General features: G+C 62.2%; 18 protein-coding genes. 8 read left to right on the top strand and 10 right to left on the bottom strand.

Annotated features, from left to right (window positions below; translation table 11 throughout):
* Nucleotides 1-6 precede the first annotated feature (6 nt).
* Entirely contained in the window at nt 7-696 is a 690-nt protein-coding gene (locus IF199_RS30135) for an ABC transporter permease (RefSeq protein WP_096817045.1), read from the bottom strand.
* Nucleotides 697-785: 89 nt separating this feature from the next.
* Nucleotides 786-1,562 (bottom strand): ABC transporter substrate-binding protein, encoded by a 777-nt coding sequence (locus tag IF199_RS30130; protein ID WP_192559375.1) that lies wholly within the window; start codon nt 1,560-1,562, stop codon nt 786-788.
* 228 nt (nt 1,563-1,790) lie between these two features.
* Between IF199_RS30130 and IF199_RS30125 the strand changes: the two genes are divergently transcribed.
* From IF199_RS30125 to IF199_RS30115, 3 genes are all read left to right on the top strand, one after another.
* Nucleotides 1,791-2,717 (top strand): LysR family transcriptional regulator, encoded by a 927-nt coding sequence (locus IF199_RS30125; protein WP_192559374.1) that lies wholly within the window; start codon nt 1,791-1,793, stop codon nt 2,715-2,717.
* A gap of 104 nt (nt 2,718-2,821) precedes the next feature.
* Nucleotides 2,822-3,448, top strand: a complete 627-nt coding sequence (locus IF199_RS30120) for a glutathione S-transferase family protein (protein WP_192559373.1) — start codon at nt 2,822-2,824, stop codon at nt 3,446-3,448.
* 45 nt (nt 3,449-3,493) lie between these two features.
* Entirely contained in the window at nt 3,494-5,524 is a 2,031-nt protein-coding gene (locus tag IF199_RS30115) for a 2Fe-2S iron-sulfur cluster-binding protein (protein WP_192559372.1), read from the top strand.
* A 4-nt stretch (nt 5,525-5,528) separates the two neighbouring features.
* Here IF199_RS30115 and IF199_RS30110 read toward each other — a convergent pair whose 3' ends face one another.
* The 8 genes from IF199_RS30110 to IF199_RS30075 are packed head-to-tail and all read right to left on the bottom strand — an operon-like array spanning nt 5,529 to nt 14,514.
* Nucleotides 5,529-6,659 carry a glycosyltransferase family 4 protein gene (locus IF199_RS30110; RefSeq protein WP_102622630.1) on the bottom strand — a complete coding sequence of 377 codons (1,131 nt, stop codon included), beginning with the start codon at nt 6,657-6,659 and terminating at the stop codon, nt 5,529-5,531.
* The gene (locus tag IF199_RS30105) at nt 6,660-7,790 is read right to left on the bottom strand and encodes a glycosyltransferase family 4 protein (RefSeq protein ID WP_192559371.1); all 1,131 of its coding nucleotides are present in this window, start codon (nt 7,788-7,790) and stop codon (nt 6,660-6,662) included. It lies immediately after the preceding gene.
* On the bottom strand, nt 7,774-9,141 hold the full coding sequence (locus IF199_RS30100; protein WP_192559370.1) for a glycosyltransferase family 4 protein: 1,368 nt from the start codon (nt 9,139-9,141) through the stop codon (nt 7,774-7,776). The genes IF199_RS30105 and IF199_RS30100 overlap by 17 nt, the downstream gene beginning before the upstream one ends.
* Nucleotides 9,138-10,388, bottom strand: coding sequence for an ABC transporter ATP-binding protein (locus tag IF199_RS30095; protein WP_192559369.1), 1,251 nt, complete (start codon nt 10,386-10,388; stop codon nt 9,138-9,140). The genes IF199_RS30100 and IF199_RS30095 overlap by 4 nt, the downstream gene beginning before the upstream one ends.
* Nucleotides 10,388-11,185, bottom strand: a complete 798-nt coding sequence (locus tag IF199_RS30090; protein WP_192559368.1) for an ABC transporter permease — start codon at nt 11,183-11,185, stop codon at nt 10,388-10,390. Before IF199_RS30090 ends, IF199_RS30095 begins: the two co-directional genes overlap by 1 nt.
* Nucleotides 11,186-12,628 carry a mannose-1-phosphate guanylyltransferase/mannose-6-phosphate isomerase gene (locus IF199_RS30085; protein ID WP_096817061.1) on the bottom strand — a complete coding sequence of 481 codons (1,443 nt, stop codon included), beginning with the start codon at nt 12,626-12,628 and terminating at the stop codon, nt 11,186-11,188.
* Between the two features lie 3 nt (nt 12,629-12,631).
* Entirely contained in the window at nt 12,632-13,603 is a 972-nt protein-coding gene (gene gmd, locus IF199_RS30080) for a GDP-mannose 4,6-dehydratase (RefSeq protein WP_096817063.1), read from the bottom strand.
* Nucleotides 13,600-14,514 carry a GDP-mannose 4,6-dehydratase gene (locus IF199_RS30075; RefSeq protein ID WP_192559367.1) on the bottom strand — a complete coding sequence of 305 codons (915 nt, stop codon included), beginning with the start codon at nt 14,512-14,514 and terminating at the stop codon, nt 13,600-13,602. Before IF199_RS30075 ends, gmd begins: the two co-directional genes overlap by 4 nt.
* Before the next feature lie 424 nt (nt 14,515-14,938).
* Between IF199_RS30075 and IF199_RS30070 the strand changes: the two genes are divergently transcribed.
* Genes IF199_RS30070 through IF199_RS30050 form a run of 5 tightly spaced genes read left to right on the top strand, consistent with a single transcriptional unit; the run spans nt 14,939 to nt 20,643 of the window.
* A complete protein-coding gene (locus IF199_RS30070; protein ID WP_244142428.1) occupies nt 14,939-16,501 on the top strand; it encodes a glycosyltransferase in 1,563 nt (520 codons plus the stop codon).
* A complete protein-coding gene (locus IF199_RS30065) occupies nt 16,495-17,799 on the top strand; it encodes a glycosyltransferase (RefSeq protein ID WP_192559365.1) in 1,305 nt (434 codons plus the stop codon). Before IF199_RS30070 ends, IF199_RS30065 begins: the two co-directional genes overlap by 7 nt.
* Nucleotides 17,796-18,680, top strand: a complete 885-nt coding sequence (locus IF199_RS30060; RefSeq protein WP_192559364.1) for a class I SAM-dependent methyltransferase — start codon at nt 17,796-17,798, stop codon at nt 18,678-18,680. The genes IF199_RS30065 and IF199_RS30060 overlap by 4 nt, the downstream gene beginning before the upstream one ends.
* Nucleotides 18,677-19,831 carry an acyltransferase family protein gene (locus IF199_RS30055; protein ID WP_192559363.1) on the top strand — a complete coding sequence of 385 codons (1,155 nt, stop codon included), beginning with the start codon at nt 18,677-18,679 and terminating at the stop codon, nt 19,829-19,831. Before IF199_RS30060 ends, IF199_RS30055 begins: the two co-directional genes overlap by 4 nt.
* Nucleotides 19,825-20,643, top strand: coding sequence for a class I SAM-dependent methyltransferase (locus IF199_RS30050; RefSeq protein WP_192559362.1), 819 nt, complete (start codon nt 19,825-19,827; stop codon nt 20,641-20,643). Before IF199_RS30055 ends, IF199_RS30050 begins: the two co-directional genes overlap by 7 nt.
* The last annotated feature ends 11 nt before the right edge of the window (nt 20,644-20,654 follow it).

Here is a 20,654-nt window from a genome sequence, read left to right as displayed (position 1 = left end):
TTCTCCTCACAACTCGGCGGCTTTGATGCCGACCGAATAGTGTTTTTCCAGAGCGCGCAGCACCAGCAGCGACACGCTGGTGAGCATCAGGTAAAGCGCCGCCACCGCGATGAAAAACGTGAACGGCTCGTGAGTGGCGTCGGCGGCGTTCTTGGCCTTGAACATCATGTCCTGCAGGCCGATGACCGAAATCAGCGCGGTGGATTTGGTCAGCACCAGCCAGTTGTTGGTGAATCCCGGAATGGCGAAACGGATCATCTGCGGCACCAGAATCCGCCAGAACACTTGCGTGCCGCGCATGCCATAGGCCGCACCGGCTTCTGCCTGACCTTTGGGGATGGCCATGAAGGCACCGCGAAAGGTTTCCGAGAGATAGGCGCCAAAAATGAAGCCCATGGTGCAGACACCAGCGATGAAGGGATTGATGTCGATGTAGCGGGTGTAACCGCACGCCAGGGCGATGCGGTTCACCAGATCCTGGCCGCCATAGAAGATCAGCAGGATCAGCACCAGATCGGGAATGCCGCGAATCAGGGTGGTATAGCCTTCCCCGAGCATGGCCAGCCATTTGAGCGGCGACAGGCGAAACGCCGCGCCGATCAGGCCCAGGGCAATGGCCAGCGACATGGAGGTCAGGGCCAGGTTGATGGTCAGCCAGGCACCATCGAGAATGCTCGATCCGTAGCCGTGGAGCATGATGAAGTTCCTCAAGCGTGCGCCCGAAGGCGCGCAAGACAAGCCCGAAGGGCGCCCGCAGCGGGCTGGCGCCGGGCGGAGACGACGGTTTATTCGCCGTAGATATCGAAGGCGAAATACTTGCCCATCACTTGCTGGTATTTGCCGTTGGCACGGATGGCGTCGATCGCCGCGTTCAGGCGCGCCGTGTTGGCGACGTCACCTTTGCGCACCGCGATCCCGGCACCACGGCCGAAGTATTTCGGGTCGTTGATGTCCGGCCCGGTCAGTGCGAAACCTTGTCCGGCCGGTGTCTTGATGAAGCTTTCGTCGGTGTTGACGATGTCGGCGAGGGTAGCGTCCAGGCGACCCGAGGCAAGGTCGAGGAAGGCTTCGTTCTGCGAGCCGTAGCGCACCACGACGACGCCGGCCTTTTCCAGTTGCTCGGTGGCAAACCGGTCATAGGTCGATGAGCGTTGCACGCCGAGTTTCTTGCCCTTGAGGTCCACCAGCGGGTCGTTGATCACGTTGCCGGCCTTCATCGCGAACTTGCCCGGCGTGTGGTAGTACTTTTTGCTGAAGTCGACCGACTTCATCCGGTCTTCGGTGATCGACATCGACGACAGCACGGCGTCGATCTTGCGCACCTTGAGCGACGGAATCATGCCGTCGAACTCCTGAATGACCCACTCGCACTTGACCTTCATCTCTTCGCACAAGGCGTTGCCGATGTCGTAGTCGAACCCGCTGACATTGCCTTCCGGCGTTTTGTAGGAAAAGGGTGGGTAGGCGGCTTCGATACCGATACGCAGGCTGTCTTCATCGGCATGAGCCATGAAGCTGAATGCGCACAGCGCCAGAGCACCTAGAAGTTCTGTCTTGTTCATTTTGTCGACTCCTGGGAGGGCGTTAGGAAAACAGGTGCCCGCCATCCGGGTGGCGCGCTGGATCATTCCTGTGATCGGCGAGGCTATAAATGACACGAAATAAATCATTCATCAATACAACTGAAAATAAAAATATCAATTCTGGATCGGCGGTCGTTCGGCCATGCCCGTTGAAGATCGGGTACTGCCTATAATGCGAGGCGGTTTTTCATCCACTTCGGGGACACCATGGATCGCTTCCAGGAAATGCAGGTTTTCGCGGCCGTTGCTCAGGAGCAGGGCTTTTCCGCGGCGGCGCGGCGCTTGGGTCTGTCGGCGGCCAGCATCACCCGGGCGGTGGCGGCGCTGGAGCAGCGGATCGGTACGCAATTGCTGATTCGCACCACCCGCAGCGTGCATCTGAGCGAGGCGGGCCAGCGTTACCTGGAAGACTGTCGGAGGATTCTTGCCGAGGTGCAGGAAGCGGAAGACTCCGCCGCCGGCAGCCACACCCAGCCCCGTGGGCAATTGACGGTGACTGCGCCGGTATTGTTCGGTGAGCTGTTTGTCACACCGGTGATGGCGGGTTATCTGACGCAGTACCCAGACGTTTCCATCAACGCCTTGCTGCTGGATCGCGTGGTGAGCATGGTCGAGGAAGGGGTCGATGTGGCGATCCGCATCGGTGACTTGCCGGACAGCAACCAGCATGCGATCCGGGTCGGTGAGGTGCGCCGGGTGATCTGCGGCTCGCCTGGGTATTTTACCGTTCACGGTCGGCCAACCCATCCACAAGCGCTGGCGGGCGCGCCGGTGGTGGCGACTTCGGCCATCGGCCAACTGCGCAGTTGGCCATTTCTGGAGGACGGTGAACCCTTGAGCGTCAGGCCCGAGCCTCGGCTGGTGGTCACCGCGAATCAGGCCGCGATTGCGGCCGCTTGCCTGGGGCTTGGGCTGACCCGGGTGCTGTCTTATCAGGTTGCCGGCAAGATCGCCTCCGGTGAGCTGGAAATCGTTCTCGCCGAGTACGAGTTGCCGCCCTTGCCGATCCACGTGGTGTATCAGGGCGGGCGCAAGGCGCCGGCCCGGGTGCGCAGTTTTGTCGATTACACCGTGAACGCCTTGCGTGAGCATCCGGCCCTGAAAAACGCAGCGTTATTTCATCCAGAGAAATAATGGATTGCGTTTGCTGGTGATTCTGTTGTTTTCGCGATAGGTGGAAGATGACTGCCACGGCCGCCGACCCTCCTGAGCGGCACCTAAGCCCTGCGGAGTCGACCATGCAAGCGATCAAACTCTACAACTTCCCGCGTTCCGGCCACGCCCACCGGGTCGAGCTGATGCTGTCCCTGTTGCAACTGCCGACCGAACTGATCTTCGTCGATCTGGCCAAGGGCGAGCACAAACAACCCGACTACCTGGCGATCAACAGCTTCGGGCAAGTGCCGGCCATTGATGACAACGGCGTGGTGCTGGCCGATTCCAATGCGATTCTGGTGTATCTGGCGCAGAAGTACGGCAACGGTCGTTGGCTGCCGAGCGACCCGGTCGGCGCGGCGCGCGTCCAGCGTTGGCTGTCGGCAGCGGCCGGACCGATTGCCTTTGGTCCGGCGGCGGCGCGGCTGGTTACGGTGTTCGGGGCGAAACTCAACGCCGATGAAGCGATCACCCGTGCGCACAACCTGCTGAAGGTGATGGATCTGGAACTGGGCAAGACCCCGTATCTGGTCGGAAACGAGCCGACCATCGCCGACGTCTCGGCCTACAGCTACATCGCCCATGCGCCGGAAGGCAATGTGTCGCTGGACGACTATGCCAACGTGCGCGCCTGGCTGGCGCGGGTTGAAGCATTGCCCGGTTTCATCGGCATGCCACGTACCGTCGCCGGTCTGCAAACCAGCGCCTGAGGTTCACCATCCAGACTGCGCCGCTGGCGTGGGGGAGAGGTCGTCATGGAACGTTCACCCTGGCACGCCGGCGAGCGACAACTGCAAGCGCAGGTCGGCGTTGCCGAGCGCATGGAGGAATTCGGTCGTAAGGTGATTCGCACCTGGATGCCGGACCAGCATCGTCAGTTCTATCAGCAATTGCCTTTCATGTTGTACGGCGCGGTGGATGCCGAGGGCCGTCCGTGGGCCAGCGTGCTGGAGGGCGAGGCGGGTTTCGCTCATTCTCCCGAGCCAACGCAATTGCACTTCGACAGTCTGCCCGCCACCGATGACCCGGCACAGTTGCAGGCCGGTGCGGCGATCGGGCTGCTCGGCATCGAGTTGCACACCCGTCGGCGCAATCGCCTCAATGGCCACATCGGCAATCTGGGGGCTACGGGTTTCGATTTGACGGTCGATCAGTCCTTCGGTAACTGCCCGCAGTACATTCAGTTGCGCCAGTTCCAGCGGGTGCCGCTGACGGATCCGCAGACCCGGCGTGCCGAGCATTTCGATGGGCTCGATGACGCGGCGGTCGCGCTGATCGAAACGGCCGACACCTTCTTCGTCGCCAGTTACGTCGATGTCGACGGCGAGCGTTCGGTGGATGTTTCGCACCGTGGCGGCCAGGCCGGTTTCGTGCGGGTGGAAGGCAATCGCCTGACCATCCCGGATTTTGCCGGCAACCTGCACTTCAACACTCTCGGCAACCTGCTGCTCAATCCCCGGGCCGGCTTGCTGTTCATCGACTTTTCCACAGGCGACCTGTTACAGCTCAGCGGCCGCACCGAGGTCATTCTCGACGGGCCGCAGATCGCAGCCTTCCAAGGCGCCGAGCGGTTGTGGACGTTCGAGGTGGAAAAAGCGGTGCGGCGTCCGGGCGCATTGGCCCTGCGCTGGCGCTTCGACGGCATGTCGCCGACCAGTTTGTTGACCGGCACCTGGGCTCAGGCCGACGCACGTTTGCAGGCCCAGGCCCTGGGAGACAGCTGTCGGCCGCTGCGGGTGGCGCGGATTGAAGCGCAGAGCCAGCACATTCGTTCGTTCTACCTCGAACCCGTGGATGGGGCCGGTTTGCCGGTGTTCCAGGCCGGGCAGCATCTGCCGTTGCGCTTCAATCTCGATGGCGAGGTGTATATCCGCACCTACAGCCTGTCGGGTGCGCCATCCGACGACTTCTTCCGGATCAGCGTAAAGCGTGAAGGGCGGATATCGACGCACCTGCACGATCAGGTGCGCGTCGGTGACGTACTAGAGGCGCGCTCGCCCCAAGGGCATTTCACCGTGGCGCCGCTGGAGCGTCGACCCTTGGTGCTGCTGGCGGCCGGGGTCGGGATCACGCCGTTGCTGTCGATGCTGCGTGAGGTGGTGTATCAGGGCCTGCGCACCCGGCGGATTCGTCCGACCTGGCTGATCCAGAGTTCCCGCAGCCTTGCCGACCAACCGTTTCGCGCGGAGCTGGACCGCTTGCTGGAGGACGCCGGCGATGCGGTGCGGGTGTTGCGCCTGCTCAGCCAGCCGGAGCCTGATCTGGTCGAAGGCGAGGATTACGACCTGCACGGGCGCATCGACGGCTCATTGCTGAGGAACCTGCTGGACGTCGAGGACTTCGATCAGATCGACTTTGTGCTTTGCGGCCCCGGCGGCTTTACCCAAGGCCTTTACGACAGCCTGCGTGAACTGGACGTGCGCGACGACCAGATTCACGCCGAAACCTTTGGCCCCTCGACCCTCAAGCGGCAGGCCGACCCGGACGCCATCGTGATCGAACAATTGCCGGCCGCCACCACCTCGGTGCCGGTGGTCTTCGAGCGTTCGGCCAAGGAAGCGCGGTGGCAGCCCGATGGTGGCAGTCTGCTGGAACTGGCGGAAAGTCGTGGCTTGCGCCCCGAGTTCAGCTGTCGCGGAGGATCTTGCGGCACCTGCAAGACGCGGCTGATCAGCGGCGCGGTGAATTATCCACAGCCCCCGGCCGAAGTGCCGGAGGAAGGACAAGTGCTGATCTGCTGTGCAGTGCCGGCGCAAAGTGCCCAGCCGCTGGTGCTGGATCTGTAGAGGATCAGGCGTAGGACAGCGCCTTTTCCTCCAGCAATTCCTGATACAGCGCCGTCCACTTGCGACCCATTTCGTCGGCTGTGAATAACTGCCGGTAACGGGCTTCAGCCTTGACGCCCATTTCAGCGGCGCGGGTCGGGTTTTCCCACAGGGTGCGCATCGCTTCGCGAAACGCCTGTGGATGACTTGGCGGCACGACCAGCCCGGTTTCGTTGTGGATATTGATGTAGCTGGTGCCGGTGCCGATCTCGCTGGAGATCATCGGCTTGCCGTACATCGCGCCTTCCAGCAGTGAAATGCCGAACGCTTCCGAGCGCAGATGCGACGGGAAGACGATGGCGTAGCTCAATTGCAGCAGGGCGACCTTGTCTTCATCGCTCAGGCGTCCGAGGAAGTGGATATTGCGCAGCCCCAGCGCAGCGGCCTGGGCGTGCAGTTCCTGCTCCAGCGGGCCGGCACCGACGATCACCACCGGGTAGTCCACGTCTTTCAAGGCTTCGAGCAGGATGTGCAGGCCTTTGTAGTAGCGCATCACCCCGACGAACAGGAAAAACTTATCACCAAGCTGCTGGCGCCAGCGGTTCATGCGTTCGACGTCGGGCTGTGGATAACCGGCCTTGTTCAAGCCATAAGGGATGACACGGGTCTTGTCCTGAAACTGCTGCAACACATCACTGGTGTGCAGATAGTTCGGCGAGGCCGCGACAATCCGGTCGGCGCTGGCGAGGAAACGGTTCATCAGCGGACGATAGAGCTTGAGCAGGTTCTTCTGGCGAATGATGTCCGAGTGATAGGTCACCACACTCGGTTTGTTCACACCGCTGGCGAAATGCACCAGGTCCATGAACGGCCACGGGAAGTGATAGTTGATCACGTCGGCTTCGGCGGCCAGTTCGCGAAACTGTTTGAACACGCTCCAGGAAAACCCGGTGGAAGCGAACTGGATATCGAGCCTGGCGCGATGCACTTCGTGCTGGCCGAGTTGCAGTACCGCCGGCTCGGGATTGGCGCTGAGGGTCAGCACCTGGCCCTCGATGCCGTGCTGGGCGCCGCTTTCGCAGAGCTGGAAGATCACTTGCTCGATGCCGCCGACCGAGTCAGGCAGGTACGTCTTGAAAAAATGAAGAACTCTCATTCAACCTCCCAAAGCCTGGCGGTAGGCGCCGGCCGTGGCCTGCGCGCAACGCTTCCAGGAAAAAAGCCGTGCCTGCTGCAATCCGGCTTCTCGGCATGCCTGCCAATGCACTTGATCGTCGATCAGGCGGCTCAGCGCATCGCGCAAGCCTTCTGCATCGTCAGCTTCAATATAGTTGCCGGCAGCACCCGCGACTTCCGGCATCGCCGAGGATCGGGTGACCACCACGGGCGTGCCACTGGCCATCGCTTCCAGCACCGGCAGGCCAAAACCTTCATACAACGAGGGAAAAACCAGCGCCCGGGCGCCGGCCAGCAATTGCGCGACCTGCTCATCCGGCAAGTAGCCGAGCAGGCACACATGACCGCTGGCCAGGGCCTGACGCAATTCGTCACTGAACTGCTCACGCTGCCAGCCGGCCATGCCGACGATCAACAGCGGGAAGCGCTGGCGCACGGCTTCGGGCAATAGCGCGTGGGCACGCAGGGCCAGGCCCAGGTTCTTGCGCGGCTCCAGGGTGCCGACACACAGGAAATACTCCCGCGCCTCCACGGCATGGGCCTTGAGCACCGCGTCGATGGCTTGCGGCTCGCGCGGATGAAAGCGCTCGGCGACACCCAGGGGCGCCACCACGAAGCGTTCGGCGGGCAGTCCGAAATAGTCTTGGGCTTCGTCGGCGATGGCTTGCGAGTCGGTCAGAATCACCCGCGCCTGCCGGATGCCGTCGGCCAGCCGACGTTCGATTTCCCTGAGTCGTGCCTGCGGCTGGGTGTCCGGGAAATGCAGGTGCGTCAGGTCGTGCAGGGTGATCACGGTCGGGCCGTCGAAGGCCAGCGGCCACAGGCTCGGTTCGTGGTAAAGGTCGATGTCGGGCGTGCGGCCCTGATCGAAGCGTTTCTGCTCCAGCCAGCGGCGGGCCTGATAGGCGCCGGGGATCTTGCGCAGCATCGGGGTCAGGCGCGAGTAACCAGGCATTGCCGCTTCCGGCAACTGCGAACTCCAGCCCCAGCCGTGGAACAGCGCCACGTCGATATCGGTCTCGGTGTGCAGGGCGTTCACCAGTTCGGCGACGTAGTGGCCGATTCCGGTGCGCGGTGCCTGGAGAATCCGCGCGTTAAGGGCTATGCGCATGGGACCTCGCTTGCGCCGCAGGCGCTTGCAGCACATGGCGTGCGGTGCGTTCGGCCAGTTGCTGACTGGCTTCGCGCCAGCCGATCCATTGCCAGTCGGCCACATTGCGGGCAGCGGGGAATTGGCCGCTGCGCTCGAAGGCGATCACCAGGTCGGCGAGGCATTGCGGGTCCTGCAAATCGAAATAGGCCATGAACTCGCCGCCGATCTCACGGAACACCGCGATATCGCTGCCCATCGCCGGCAATCCGCGCTGCATGGCTTCCACCAGCGGCAGGCCGAAGCCTTCGACGAACGACGGGAACACCAATGCGCTGGAATGGGCATACGCGTATTCCAGGCTGGTGTCGCTCAGGTCGTTGAACATGAACAGGCGCCGGTTCAGTTCGCCGTGGTTGCGCACCCGGGCGAGCAGGGCGTCGCACTTCCAGCCGATGCGTCCGGCGATGCCCAGCCGAGCATTCGAACCGGCCGCCCAGGCACGTTCGAAAGCATCCAGCAGATAGTCGTGGTTCTTGCGCGGCTCAATGGTGCTGACCATCAGGAACACCGGCTCCGGTGTGGCGAACAGACGTTCCAGGCGCGGCTCGACGGTGGCTTCGACGCTCTGCAGATCCAGCTCCGACCCGAGGTGGAAATAGTCGAACCAGCGTTTTTCGACCTGTGCCGAACCGAGGCGGCGCTGCACTTCCTCATGAACCTGATCGCGCACCGTGGCGGAAATCGCCAGGTAGCCGTCGGCGGTGCGGGTAATCCAGTCGAACCATTCGCTGAAAACCTGCACCAGCCGCGTGTCGTAAAACTGCGGGTGGGTCAGGGGAATCAAGTCGTAGATCACTGCAACGATGCCCACGCCTTCGCGTTTGAGCCGTTCGGCATGCAGGAAAAAATCCGAGTGCCAGGACGAATCCAGCAACACCAGGTGATCGCCCGGCCGGTGTTGCAAAGGCTCGCAGCGCTGGGGCAACTGAAAGCGGTTGACCTGCTCGACCAGCCGCAACGGAATGCCGAACAGGCCGAACGACGCCAGGCGATAGCTGACGTATAGCGCACGTCGTGTCAGTTGGGTCCGGCAACGACTGTCGAGGCGCTGATGCAGTTGCCAGAAACGATGGGCCAGCCGCTCCAGGCGCTCGCCAAACGTGATGACGGCGTTGACTAGCGGCGAATCCAGTGGCGCCAGGCGCGTCACGCGGTACAGCTTGCCCTTGAGCAACACCACCGGCACGCACTCGACCCCTTCAGCGCTCGGCGGCAATTGCTTGATGACGTTGCGCACCACCCGCTGAATCCCGGAATTGACCTTCGGGTGCCGGAACACGTGGGTGCATTCGACCAGCAGGCGAGTCATGGCGCACGCTCCGCGAGGGCTTCAGTGCGCCGGGTGATCGATGTTCTGGCTCCGAGCCACGAGCAGCCGACGAAATCTTCCTGACGGTTATTGATCACATGGAACACCAGCCCGTAGTCGCGCCATTCGAAATTGCGGTCCAGGTGCGAGTCCAGCCGTGAGAGGCTCAGGGCCACGGAATAATTGCCCTTGCCCAGGCCCATCACGAAAGCAAAGCGGTAGGTGATGCGCTCGCCTGCGTGCAGGTCGTCCAGGGCCTGGTTCTGGCGATGGGTGTTGATGCCGTACATGGCCTGCCCCAGGCGATCCTTGATCATGAAGCCCAGCACCAGCCGCTCGATGTCCTGGCGGACTTCGACCTGCACCTCCAGCACCACCGGCTGGCCGACTTCAGCGGCGTCGATGGAGCGCTCGTGTTCATCGAGCAGGCGCACACTGAGAATGCCGGCCTCGCCGGTGCCGGATACGGTCTGTACCTGGCCGCCGGGGAGTGTTTCCTGGCGCACGGTCTGGCCTTCGCGTTCGGCGAGCAAGGCGTTGTAGTAATCCATGACGGCTTCGGGTTTGTCGTGCATGGCCATGAGGCCACCTTCGAGCAGGATCGCCGAGTCGCAGATCGACTGGATCGCCGAGCGGTCGTGAGACACGATCAGCAGCGTGGTTCCTGCCTTGCGGAAGCTACGGATGCGGTCGAAGCTCTTGTGCTGGAAATACGAGTCGCCCACCGACAGCGCTTCGTCGACGATCAGGATGTCCGGGCGGCGCGCGGTGGCGACACTGAAGGCCAGACGCATCTGCATGCCACTTGAATAGGTGCGCACCGGGTGATCGATGGCCTCGCCGATTTCCGCGAAGCGTTCGATGTCCGGCATCAGGGTTTCGATCTCTTCGACCTGCATGCCCAGCAGTTGCCCGGCCATCACCGCGTTCTGCCGGCCGGTGAAGTCCGGGTGAAAGCCCATGCCCAGCTCCAGCAGTGCCGCGACCCGGCCCTGTAGCTGAATCTGGCCGCAGGTCGGCTGGGTGGTGCCGGTGATCATTTTCAGCAAGGTGCTTTTGCCGGCGCCGTTGACCCCGACAATGCCCACCGCTTCGCCGGGGGCGATTTCGAAATTCACATCCTGCAGCACCCAGTGCTGGCGATGACGCATCGGTGAAAACGGAATCAGCCATTCGGCCAGACGACTCCAGCGAGTGGGGTACTGCTTGTAGGCCTTGCCCAGGCCGGTGACGCGTATGTGCCCCATCAGAGTTCATCCACCATTTCGCCGACCCGCTGGCGGAACAGGCGCAGGCCGATCCCACAGAACAGCACGCCGATCACGAGGATCGGCAGCAGCGAACTCCACACCGGCCACTGGCCGTAGAGAAACAGGTTCTGGTAACTGCCGATCAGGTTGGTCAGCGGGTTGAGTTGCAGCAGGCGCTGCACCCACTCGGGCAGGATGCTCAGCGGATACACGATCGGCGTCAGCCAGAACCAGAATTGCAGGCAGATGGCGAACAACTGCCCGACATCACGAAAGAACACGTTGAGCACGCCGAGGATCATGCCCAGCCCGGCGCAGAACAGCACTTGCAGCGCCAGCAGCGGCGCCAGTGCCAACAGGGCCATGCCCGGCCAGCGCCCGGTGATTAACAGGAAGCCGAGAAACAGGCCGATGATGATTGCGAAATTGATCCCGGCATTGAGCAGCACGATCACCGGCAGGCAGATGCGCGGGAAGCTGATCTTCTTCAGCAGGTTGGCGTTCTCCAGAAACATGTTCTGGCTGCGCAGGGTGATTTCCGAGAACAGGCCCCAGGTCAGCAACCCGGCGCACAGGTAGACGCTGTAGGCCATGCCGTCGTCCACGCCGGGCAGACGGGCACGCATGATGTGGGAAAAGATCACCGTGTACACGATGATCATGGACAGCGGGTTGAGTACCGTCCACAGCGCGCCAAACAGCGAATTGCGATACCGCGCTTGAAACTCCCGCTTGACGCTACCGAGGATGAAACCCCGATAGCCGTGCAGCGAGCGGTACAGGGAAAGCAGCATTCACACCGTCCTGCCGTATTGGTCTTCGAAGCGGACGATGTCGTCCTCTCCCAGGTATTCGCCGCTTTGCACTTCGATGATCACCAGATCGATCACACCGGGGTTTTCCAGACGATGCTTGTGGCCGGCGGCGATGAACGTCGATTCGTTCTTGGCCACCAGTGTGGTGCCACTGCCGTTGTTGGTGACCTTGGCCATGCCTTCGACCACCACCCAGTGTTCGTTGCGGTGATGGTGCATCTGCAACGAAAGCTTGCCTCCGGGCTTGACCACGATGCGCTTGATCTTGAAGCGCGGGCCTTCCTCGAGCACGGTGTAGGTGCCCCACGGACGGCTGACCGTGCGATGCAGGCGATAGGCTTCGTGGGACTTGTCCTTGAGCTGTTTGGCCACCCGCCGTACATCCTGCGCACGGTCGGCGTGGGCCACCAGCACGGCGTCGGCGGTGTCGATGACGATCAGGTCTTCCACACCCACGGCGGCCACCAACCGGCCTTCGCTTTGAACGAAATTGTTGCGGCTGTCGATGAAGATCGCTTCGCCGCTGGCGCGGTTGTTGTCGGCGTCGGCCGGCACCAGCGCCGCGACGGCGCCCCAGGAACCGATATCGCTCCAGTCGAAACTGGCGGGTACGACCACGACTTTTTCCGAGCGCTCCATCAACGCGTAGTCGATGGAGATGTCAGTGATCTCGGCGAACAGCGCCGGTGACAGTTCCTGTTGCAGGTAACCGGTGGTTTCCAGCGGCTCGCTTGCCGCCATGCAGGTGCGGGTCTGTTCGAGCAATTCCGGAGCGTGCAGTTGCAGTTCGGCGATCAGCGTCGCAATGGAGAAACAGAACATCCCCGAGTTCCACAGGAAATTGCCGCTTTCCAGGTAGTGGGTGGCGGTTTGCAGGTCGGGTTTCTCCACGAAACGCTGCACTTTGGCCGCGCCCCTGGCATCCAGCGGCGCCCCTGTCTCGATGTAGCCGAAGCCGGTTTCAGGGGCGGTCGGCACTACGCCGAAGGTCACCAGATAACCGTCCTTTGCCAGGTTGACCGCGTGTTCGACCGCACTCTTGAGCGCGTCTTCGTTGACGATCAAGTGGTCGGCGGGCATCACCACCATGATCGCCTCATCGCCGTGCAGAGCTTGTAGTGCCAGCGCCGCAGCCGCGATGGCCGGGGCGGTGTTGCGCCCGGTGGGCTCGAGCAGGAAGTGCCCACGATGCCGGGACAGGCGCGCGGCCTGATAGTGATCCTTGCTCTGGAAGTAGTACTCGCGGTTGGTCACCGTGACGATGTCGCCCCAGCCGTCCAGCAGGCCGGCAGCGCGCCGATAGGTCTTGCCCAGCAGCGACTGGCCGTCGGGCAGGGTCATGAACGGTTTCGGGTGGCCCTCGCGGGACACCGGCCACAAACGGGTACCGGCACCGCCGGACAGAATCACGGGGATCAGCATGGCCTACTCCTTGGCGACGCGTTTCATGTCCGCATCCATCATCATGCGGATCAGGGTGTCGAGGTCGGTTTTCGGTTTCCAGCCCAGCACGCGCTGGGCCTTGGCCGGATTGCCGAGCAGCACTTCGACTTCGGCCGGGCGGAAGAACGCCGGGTCGATCTTCACGTAGTCGCGGTAGTTGAGACCCACGTGATCGAAGGCGATGTGGCACATCTCGCGCACGGTGGTGGTCACCCCGGTGGCGACCACGAAGTCGTCAGGCTTGTCCTGTTGCAGCATCAGCCACATGGCCTCGACGTAATCGCCGGCAAACCCCCAGTCACGCTTGGCGTCGATGTTGCCCAGGGCCAGTTCCTGCTGTTTGCCCTGCTTGATCCGGGCGGCCGCGTCGGTGACCTTGCGGGTCACGAATTCGATACCGCGCAGTGGCGATTCATGGTTGAACAGGATGCCGCTGCTGGCGTGCAGGTTGAAACTTTCACGGTAGTTGACGGTGATCCAGTGGCCATAGAGTTTGGCCACGCCGTAAGGGCTGCGCGGGTAGAACGGGGTGTTCTCGTCCTGTTGCTCGGCCTGGATCAGACCGAACATTTCGCTGGTGGACGCCTGGTAGAAGCGCGTGTGCGGGCTGAACTGGCGGATGGCTTCAAGCAGGTGAGTCACGCCCAGGCCATCGACGATGCCGGTGGTCACCGGTTGATCCCAGGACGCAGCGACGAAGCTTTGTGCGGCGAGGTTATAGACCTCGTCCGGCGCCGACTTGATGACCGCGCGCTGCACCGAGCAGGCATCGGCCATGTCGCCGTCCAGGTACACGATGTCGGCTTCAACGCCCATTTCCCGCAGGCGCCAGCGCGAGTCGCTGCTGCGCCGCGCCACCAGGCCGTGAACCTTGTAACCCTTGTCGAGCAGCAGTCTGGCCAGATATGCGCCGTCCTGGCCGGTGATCCCTGTGATCAATGCACTTTTTGTCATTCTTGTCGTACTCGCTTCTCCCAGTCGGACAGGATCGCCCGCAGGGATTGTTGTATAGAGATTTGCGGCGTCCATCCTGTGGTCTGGGCGAGCCGTTGATGGCTGCCGCAGACACGACGCTGATCCGCGCGGCGCATGCGCGCGGGATCCTGAACCAGTTGCAGCTCGACCTCGGCCAGGTCGCCCATCTGCTCGATGAGGCTGCGGATGCTTTGCTCATGGCCTGAGCAAATGTTGTAGACCTGTCCCGGCGTGCCTTTTTCCAGCATCGCGAAATAGGCCGAAACCACGTCGTCGACGTCGAGGAAGTCCCGGGTGACATCGATGTCGCCGACTTCCAGTTGCGGCGCTTGCAGCCCCTGCTTGATGCGGTTGATCTGCCGCGCGGCGCTGGCGATGACGAAGCTGTCTTTCTGCCCGGTGCCGATGTGGTTGAACGGACGCGCCACCAGCACTGGCCAGCCTTCGCTCAGGCCCCATTGCAGGCTGAGGAATTCGGCGGACAGTTTGCTCACTGCGTAGGGATTGCGCGGGCAGGGCGGCTGTTGCTCGGTGATCGGCAGCGCGGATTCGTCGACCTGACCGTACACGTCGCCGGAACTGACATACAGAAACGGGCCCTTGAAGCCTCTGGCCTTGAGCGCCTGCAACAGGTTCAGGGTGCCGAGCAGATTGATGTCGAAGGTGCGGGCCGGATCGCGGAACGCCTCGGGGACGAATGTCTGGCCGGCCAGGTGAATCACGGCGTCAGGCAATTGCGGCCAGAGGTCGATGAGGCTTTGCGGGTCCGTCAGGTCGAAGGGCGAAGCGGCAGGCAGCAGTTCCCACACCGAGTCATCGAGCATCAGGCGCGACTGGATATGTTGTCCCACGAACCCACTGAGGCCCGTGATGAACAGACGTTTTTTCAAACAGCGACCCCTTGGTCTTTAACTTTCACCGCTTCCCACAGGCTTTGAGGGGATGTCTGTCAGACCGGGTAAAATTCCGGTCGCAAGACGGGTGAAGTCGTTGTTGTAGTTGTTTGGTTGCCAATCTGTGCCAATTGCTCGGCAATTTCAACCGACCAAACCGTGACCGGTCAGTTCTCGTCAGCGTAGCCCGGTTTTTCTCGCCGGGCGGTTCACGAATCCTGAACGGATGTGTTTAGAATGCCCCTCGTCGCGGTTTCCCGAGCGTTGCCCAAGTGGTTGCGCAATACGGTGAAACTGACCACTAAAACAAGAACGACGACGTGCTTCGGACACAGGACGATTGTCGGCCATGCCGACCCGATCCGATGCCTGGCCGTCATAGCGTGAGGCTGCCGGGATGGCGGTCGCACCGTGGGATGCCATGAATTTCATTCTCTACTCGGACGTCAACGACCGCTCCATCAGCCAGAGTCTCGGGCGTCCCGAATACAGCTATTACTTCGTGCTCAAGGCCTATCGCCCGGTGCTCGAAAGTCTGGGGCGGGTGCATGTGGTGTCCACCCGCGACGAAGTCGATCCACTGTATCGACAACTGCTCGCTGCCGGCGAAAGCAGTGTGTTCCTGTCCTTCACCCCGCCGCAAAATACCCCGACCGATCTGGAATGCCCGACGATCTGCGTGATTGCGTGGGAGTTCGATTCCATCCCCGATGAGTCATGGGACGGCGATCAATGTCAGGACTGGACGCAAATGCTTGCCCGACAGGGACGGGTCATCACGCTGTCGAGCCACACTGCCCGGGCAATCCGACGAGCGATGGGCGAAGACTTTCCGGTCCTGGTATTGCCGACCCCGCTGTGGGAGAACTTCGCGGCCATTCGTGAGCAACATGTCAGCGCGCCGATCAATCCCGGGGCGACGCTGGCGATCAAGGGCTGCATTTTCGACAGCCGCACGCTGGGACTCTCTGCCGATGACCTGCTGCCCAAACCGCTGACCGCCGAGCAACTGGCGGACATCGAGGCGCGCCGCCCGCCACCCCTGACACTCAAGCGTCGACTGGTCATTGCCCGTCATTACCTGCGTCTGTGGGTGTTGAACCCTAGCGATCAACCCGAGCCCATGGCCCGTGTGAAATACCTGCATCACGGCTACTGGGAAGGCTTTCGCGATCTGTTCTCGAACAAGGCCCATGCCTGGCTCGAACGACGCCTGCCGAACATTGCCGGCCCCCATGAAGTGGCGGTGGACGAACCACCACCGCTGGACTTGCCGGAGACCTCGGGGGTGGTCGAAACCACGGTCGATGGCGTGATCTACGTGACCGTGTTCAACCCCAAGGATGGCCGCAAGAACTGGCATCACTTGATCACGGCGTTCTGCTGGGCCTTTCGCGAAACGTCTGACGCAACGCTGGTGCTGAAGATCACCCAGAACGATCTGGCGTCCTATTACAGCGAACTGATGACCTTGCTCGCGCAACTGACGCCGTTCGCCTGCCGGGTGCTGGTGCTGCACGGCTATCTGGACGATCCGCAGTATGCGCGGCTCTACCAGGCTGCCAGTTTTTACGTCAATGCTTCGCGCTGCGAAGGCCTGTGCCTGCCGCTGATGGAGTTCATGTCCAGCGGTAAACCGGTGATCGCTCCGGATCACACGGCGATGGAAGACTACATCGACGATTCGGTGGCCTTTGTCGTCAAGTCCAGCGAAGAGCTGACGATCTGGCCGCAGGACACCCGCATCATCTACCGCACCCTGCGTCACCGACCGGACTGGGGCTCGCTCAAAAGTGCCTACGAAAACAGTTACCGGATGGCCAAGGCGCAACCGCAGGACTATCGCCGAATGTCGGTCGCCGCCGTCGAGCGCATGCACGATTACTGCGCCTTCGCCCCGGTGCAGCAGCGCCTGGCGGACTTCTTCGGCCTTGAGCCAGCGGCCGCCGATGCCGCCCCCGTGACGGACAACGCCTCATGCTGATCATCATTCATTCGGAAACCAACCAGCACACCATCGCGCAGAATCTTGGCCGTTCCGAGTACAGCTATTACTTCGTGCTCAAGGAATACCGGCCGGTGCTCGAGCGTCTCGGGCGAGTGGTGGAAGTGACGGACCCGGCCCGCGAAGTCGACGCGCTGTATCTGGAATGCCTGGCCCGTGGCGAGCCGTGCGTGTTCCTGTCGTTCTCGCCGCCCCATCGCACACCGATTCATCTGGCTTGCCCGACGTTGCCGGTGTTCGCCTGGGAGTTCAGCACTATCCCCAACGAGCCTTTCGACGGCGAGCCACGCAATGACTGGCGCACGGTGTTGCGCGCCTGCGGGGCGGCGATCACCCATTCCAGTTACACGGTCGACGCGGTGCGCGAGGCCATGGGCGCCGACTACCCGATTGTCGCGGTGCCGGCGCCAGTGTGGGATCGCTTTGCCGCCCGGGGTGCCCAACTGCAAGGCCAGCCCTCGACGGGGCCGGTGCGCCTGAAGATCAAGGGACTGGTGGCCGACAGTCGCCAACTCAATCTCGACGCCTTCGGCCCGAAGCATCTGCGTCGTGGCAAGGGCATCGATTTCGAGGCGCCGGTTCGCGAGCAAGAGTTGTTGCTGGATGGCGTGGTGTACACCTCGGTGTTCAACCCCGGCGACGGACGCAAGAACTGGGAAGACATGCTCAGTGCGTTCTGCGTGACATTCCGTGAGGTCGAGGACGCAACGCTGGTGCTCAAACTCACCCACCACGATGCCGAAGAGGCCCTCAGCGACATCCTTCATCACCTGTACAAAAACCGCTCCTACCGCTGCCGCATCGTGCTGATCTACGGCTACCTCGCGGACACGGACTACGAGCGACTGGTGCAGGCGACCCGTTACGTGGTGAACACGTCCTACGGCGAGGGCCAGTGCCTGCCGCTGATGGAGTTCATGTCCTGCGGCAAACCAGCGGTGGCGCCGCGCACCACGGCGATGATCGATTACCTGAGCGAGGACAATGCGTTCCTGGTCGAGTCCACCGACGAACTCACCGCGTGGCCCCACGATCCGCGCAAGGCGTTCCGCACGCTGCGTTACGTGACCAACTGGGCATCGGTGTGCAGCGCGTATCACGCCAGTTACGAGGTGGCGAAGAACGATCCGCAGCGTTATTCGGATATGTCGGTGCAGGCCGTTGCCAGTCTCCAGGCGTTCTGCAGTCAAGCGGTGGCCGAGCAGCGTTTGCGCGATTTCCTTGCTCAAGTGCACGAGTGTCGCGCTGTCGCTGCAACGGAAGCCACAGGCGCATGATCCGCGCATTACTGAGGCGCTTGCGTCCGATTGCGCGTTCGGTGCCGGTCTCTGCGCCTGAACAGGTAGCGTCCAGTGTGTCGCCGCGGGACGTCGGTCTGCACGATGCGATGCTCGACGGCTGGTTTCACGGCGACAGTGGCGAGTTGCTCAAGGGCTTTGCCATCGGTGCGCACGACACCCTGCTCGACGTGGGGTGCGGTGAGGGCGTGGCGACACTGTTCGCAGTACGCCAGGGCGCCTCGGTGATCTTCACCGACAGCGAACACGACAAGGTGCGTGACCTCGCCCGGCAAGTCGAAGCGCAGAGCCGCAAACCCAGTCTCGGTCTGGTCAGCAACAGCCTGCCGCTGCCGCTGAGCGATGGTTGTGCGAGCAAGGTGGTGTGCATGGAAGTGCTGGAACACATCGACCAGCCAGAACCGTTCATGGCCGAACTGGTACGCATGGGGCGTCCCGGAGCGTTGTACCTGCTCAGTGTGCCGGCACCGGTGGGTGAGCATTTGCAGCAGGGGATCGCCCCTGCCAGTTATTACCAGTCACCCAACCACGTGCAGATTTTTACCCCGGAACGTTTCGCGGCACTGGTGGAGGACGCCGGTCTGGTGATCGAGCATCGCCAGGCCACGGGATTTTTCTGGGTCATGGGCATGATCTTTTTCTGGGCCAGCGAACGTGCTGCCGGGCGTGACCTCGGCGGTGCCGTGCGCGACCGGATCCAGGCGCCGTATCCGCCCTTGATGGAGGGGTGGGCCAGAACCTGGCAGGGCTTGCTGGCGCAGCCCGACGGATTGGCGATCAAGCAGATGCTGGACCGGTTCATGCCCAAGAGTCAGGTGATCATTGCCCGTAAACCGCTTGATACAGGGCGTGTGTCATGAGCGGCAAGCGGATCATGGACATCGAAGTCCTGCGTGCGGTCGCAGTACTCGGCGTGCTGTTTCATCACCTGCAGGGAAGCCTGTTCACCGACACGGTGCCGCTGCTTGAAAGGGTCCATGCCTGGGCACAGCCGTGGTGGGGCGTTGACCTGTTTTTTGCCATCTCCGGGTTTGTCATCGCCCGCAGCCTGATTCCGGCGCTGCGAGGCTGTTCGACCCGCCAGGAATACTGGGAGCAGACGCGTAACTTCTGGTTGCGCCGGGCCTTCCGTCTGTTGCCGTCGGCCTGGTTATGGCTGGCGCTGATGCTGCTTGCGTGCGTGTTTCTCAATCGCTCCGGGGCTTTCGGCACGCTGCCCGCCAACCTGCAAGCGACGCTGGCGGGCGTGTTGCAATACGCCAACTTCCGTTTTGCCGACAGCTTTTTTCATTACGAGTACGGCAGCAGTTTCGTGTACTGGAGCCTGTCGCTGGAGGAGCAGTTCTATCTGCTGTTCCCGCTGCTGATTCTGGTGTGCCGCAAGCATCTGGTCTGGGCGTTGCTGGCGCTGGTTGCGGTGCAACTGTTCACCCTGCGCACGCCGCTGCTGATGGTGATCCGTACCGATGCGCTGGCTCTCGGCGTGTTGCTGGCAATGTGGAGCGTGCAGCCGTCCTGGCGGCGATGGGAGCCAACCTTCCTTCGTCGCCCGTGGGCCGGTTTGACTGCGCTGATCGTGCTGGCGCTGCTGTTGAGCTACATGGCCACCGACCGTTTCACCTTCGCCTCTTACCGGATCGGCTCGATTGCCGTGCTTGGCGCACTGCTGGTGTGGATCGCATCGTACAACCGCGATTACCTGTTGCCGGCCGGTAGAGTGCAGCGACTGATGGCATGGATCGGCAGCCGCTCCTACGGCATTTATCTGATCCACATACCGGCCTATCAACTGGTGCGGGAACTGATGTTCCGATTGCAGAGTGCCGGTCTGCCGAGCCCGGCGGGGCATCCGGTCGTGACGCTGCTGATTGCCGGTGGCCTGATCGTGCTGCTCAGCGAGCTGAATTATCGTTTCATCGAAATGCCGATGCGCAATCGCGGCGCCGCCCTGGTGCGGCGTCTCGGTATATCGCGCAACGCCGTCCCATCCTCTGGAGCCACCTCATGCTGAGCCTTTTGAAGAAACTCACAGCACCGACGCCTGTCCCGGTAGCCGCGCAGCCTGCTGCCGACAAGGTCGATCCGTACATGCTCGGCCTGCACGATGCAGTGCTCAGTGGCTGGTTCAACCAGGAGACCGGCGAGCTGTTCAAAGGCTTTCCGGTGACCGCCGATGACACCTTGCTCGACGTCGGTTGTGGCGACGGTGGCAACGTACATTTCTGTGGCATGCGCGGGGCGAAAATCATCATCGCCGACATCGACGGCGCCAAGGTCGAAGCCACCCGCCAGCGCTTGAGCGATACACCGACCCGCGGCGTCGAGTGTCACGTCACCGACTGCAACCCGCTGCCGATCGCCGATGGTACCGCCACGCGCGTGGTGTCCACTGAAGTCATCGAACACGTTGATGACCCGGCACAGTTTCTTGCCGAACTGGTGCGTGTCGGCCAGTCGGGTGCGCTATACCTGCTGAGCGTGCCGCACCCCAGTTCCGAAGATTTGCAGAAAGACATCGCGGCACCGGAGTATTTCCAGAAGCCCAACCACATTCGCATCATCAGTGAAGAGCAGTTCAAGGCGATGGTCAGCGAGGCAGGGCTGGAGATCATCAGCCACAGCCAGTACGGGTTTTACTGGTCGATGTGGATGATGCTGTTCTGGGAAGCCAAGGTCGAATTCAGCAACCCGGATCATCCGCTGCTCAACCATTGGGCCGATACCTGGCAAGCGGTGCTCGACTCGCCGCGCGGGGCGCAGATCAAGCAGGCGCTGGATGCGGTGGTGGCAAAAAGTCAGGTGATCATTGCCCGCAAGCCCTGAGCGCTTTTGTG

The organism is Pseudomonas allokribbensis (assembly GCF_014863605.1).
Classification (GTDB): domain Bacteria; phylum Pseudomonadota; class Gammaproteobacteria; order Pseudomonadales; family Pseudomonadaceae; genus Aquipseudomonas; species Aquipseudomonas allokribbensis.
This window is presented reverse-complemented; position numbering and strand designations above follow the sequence as displayed.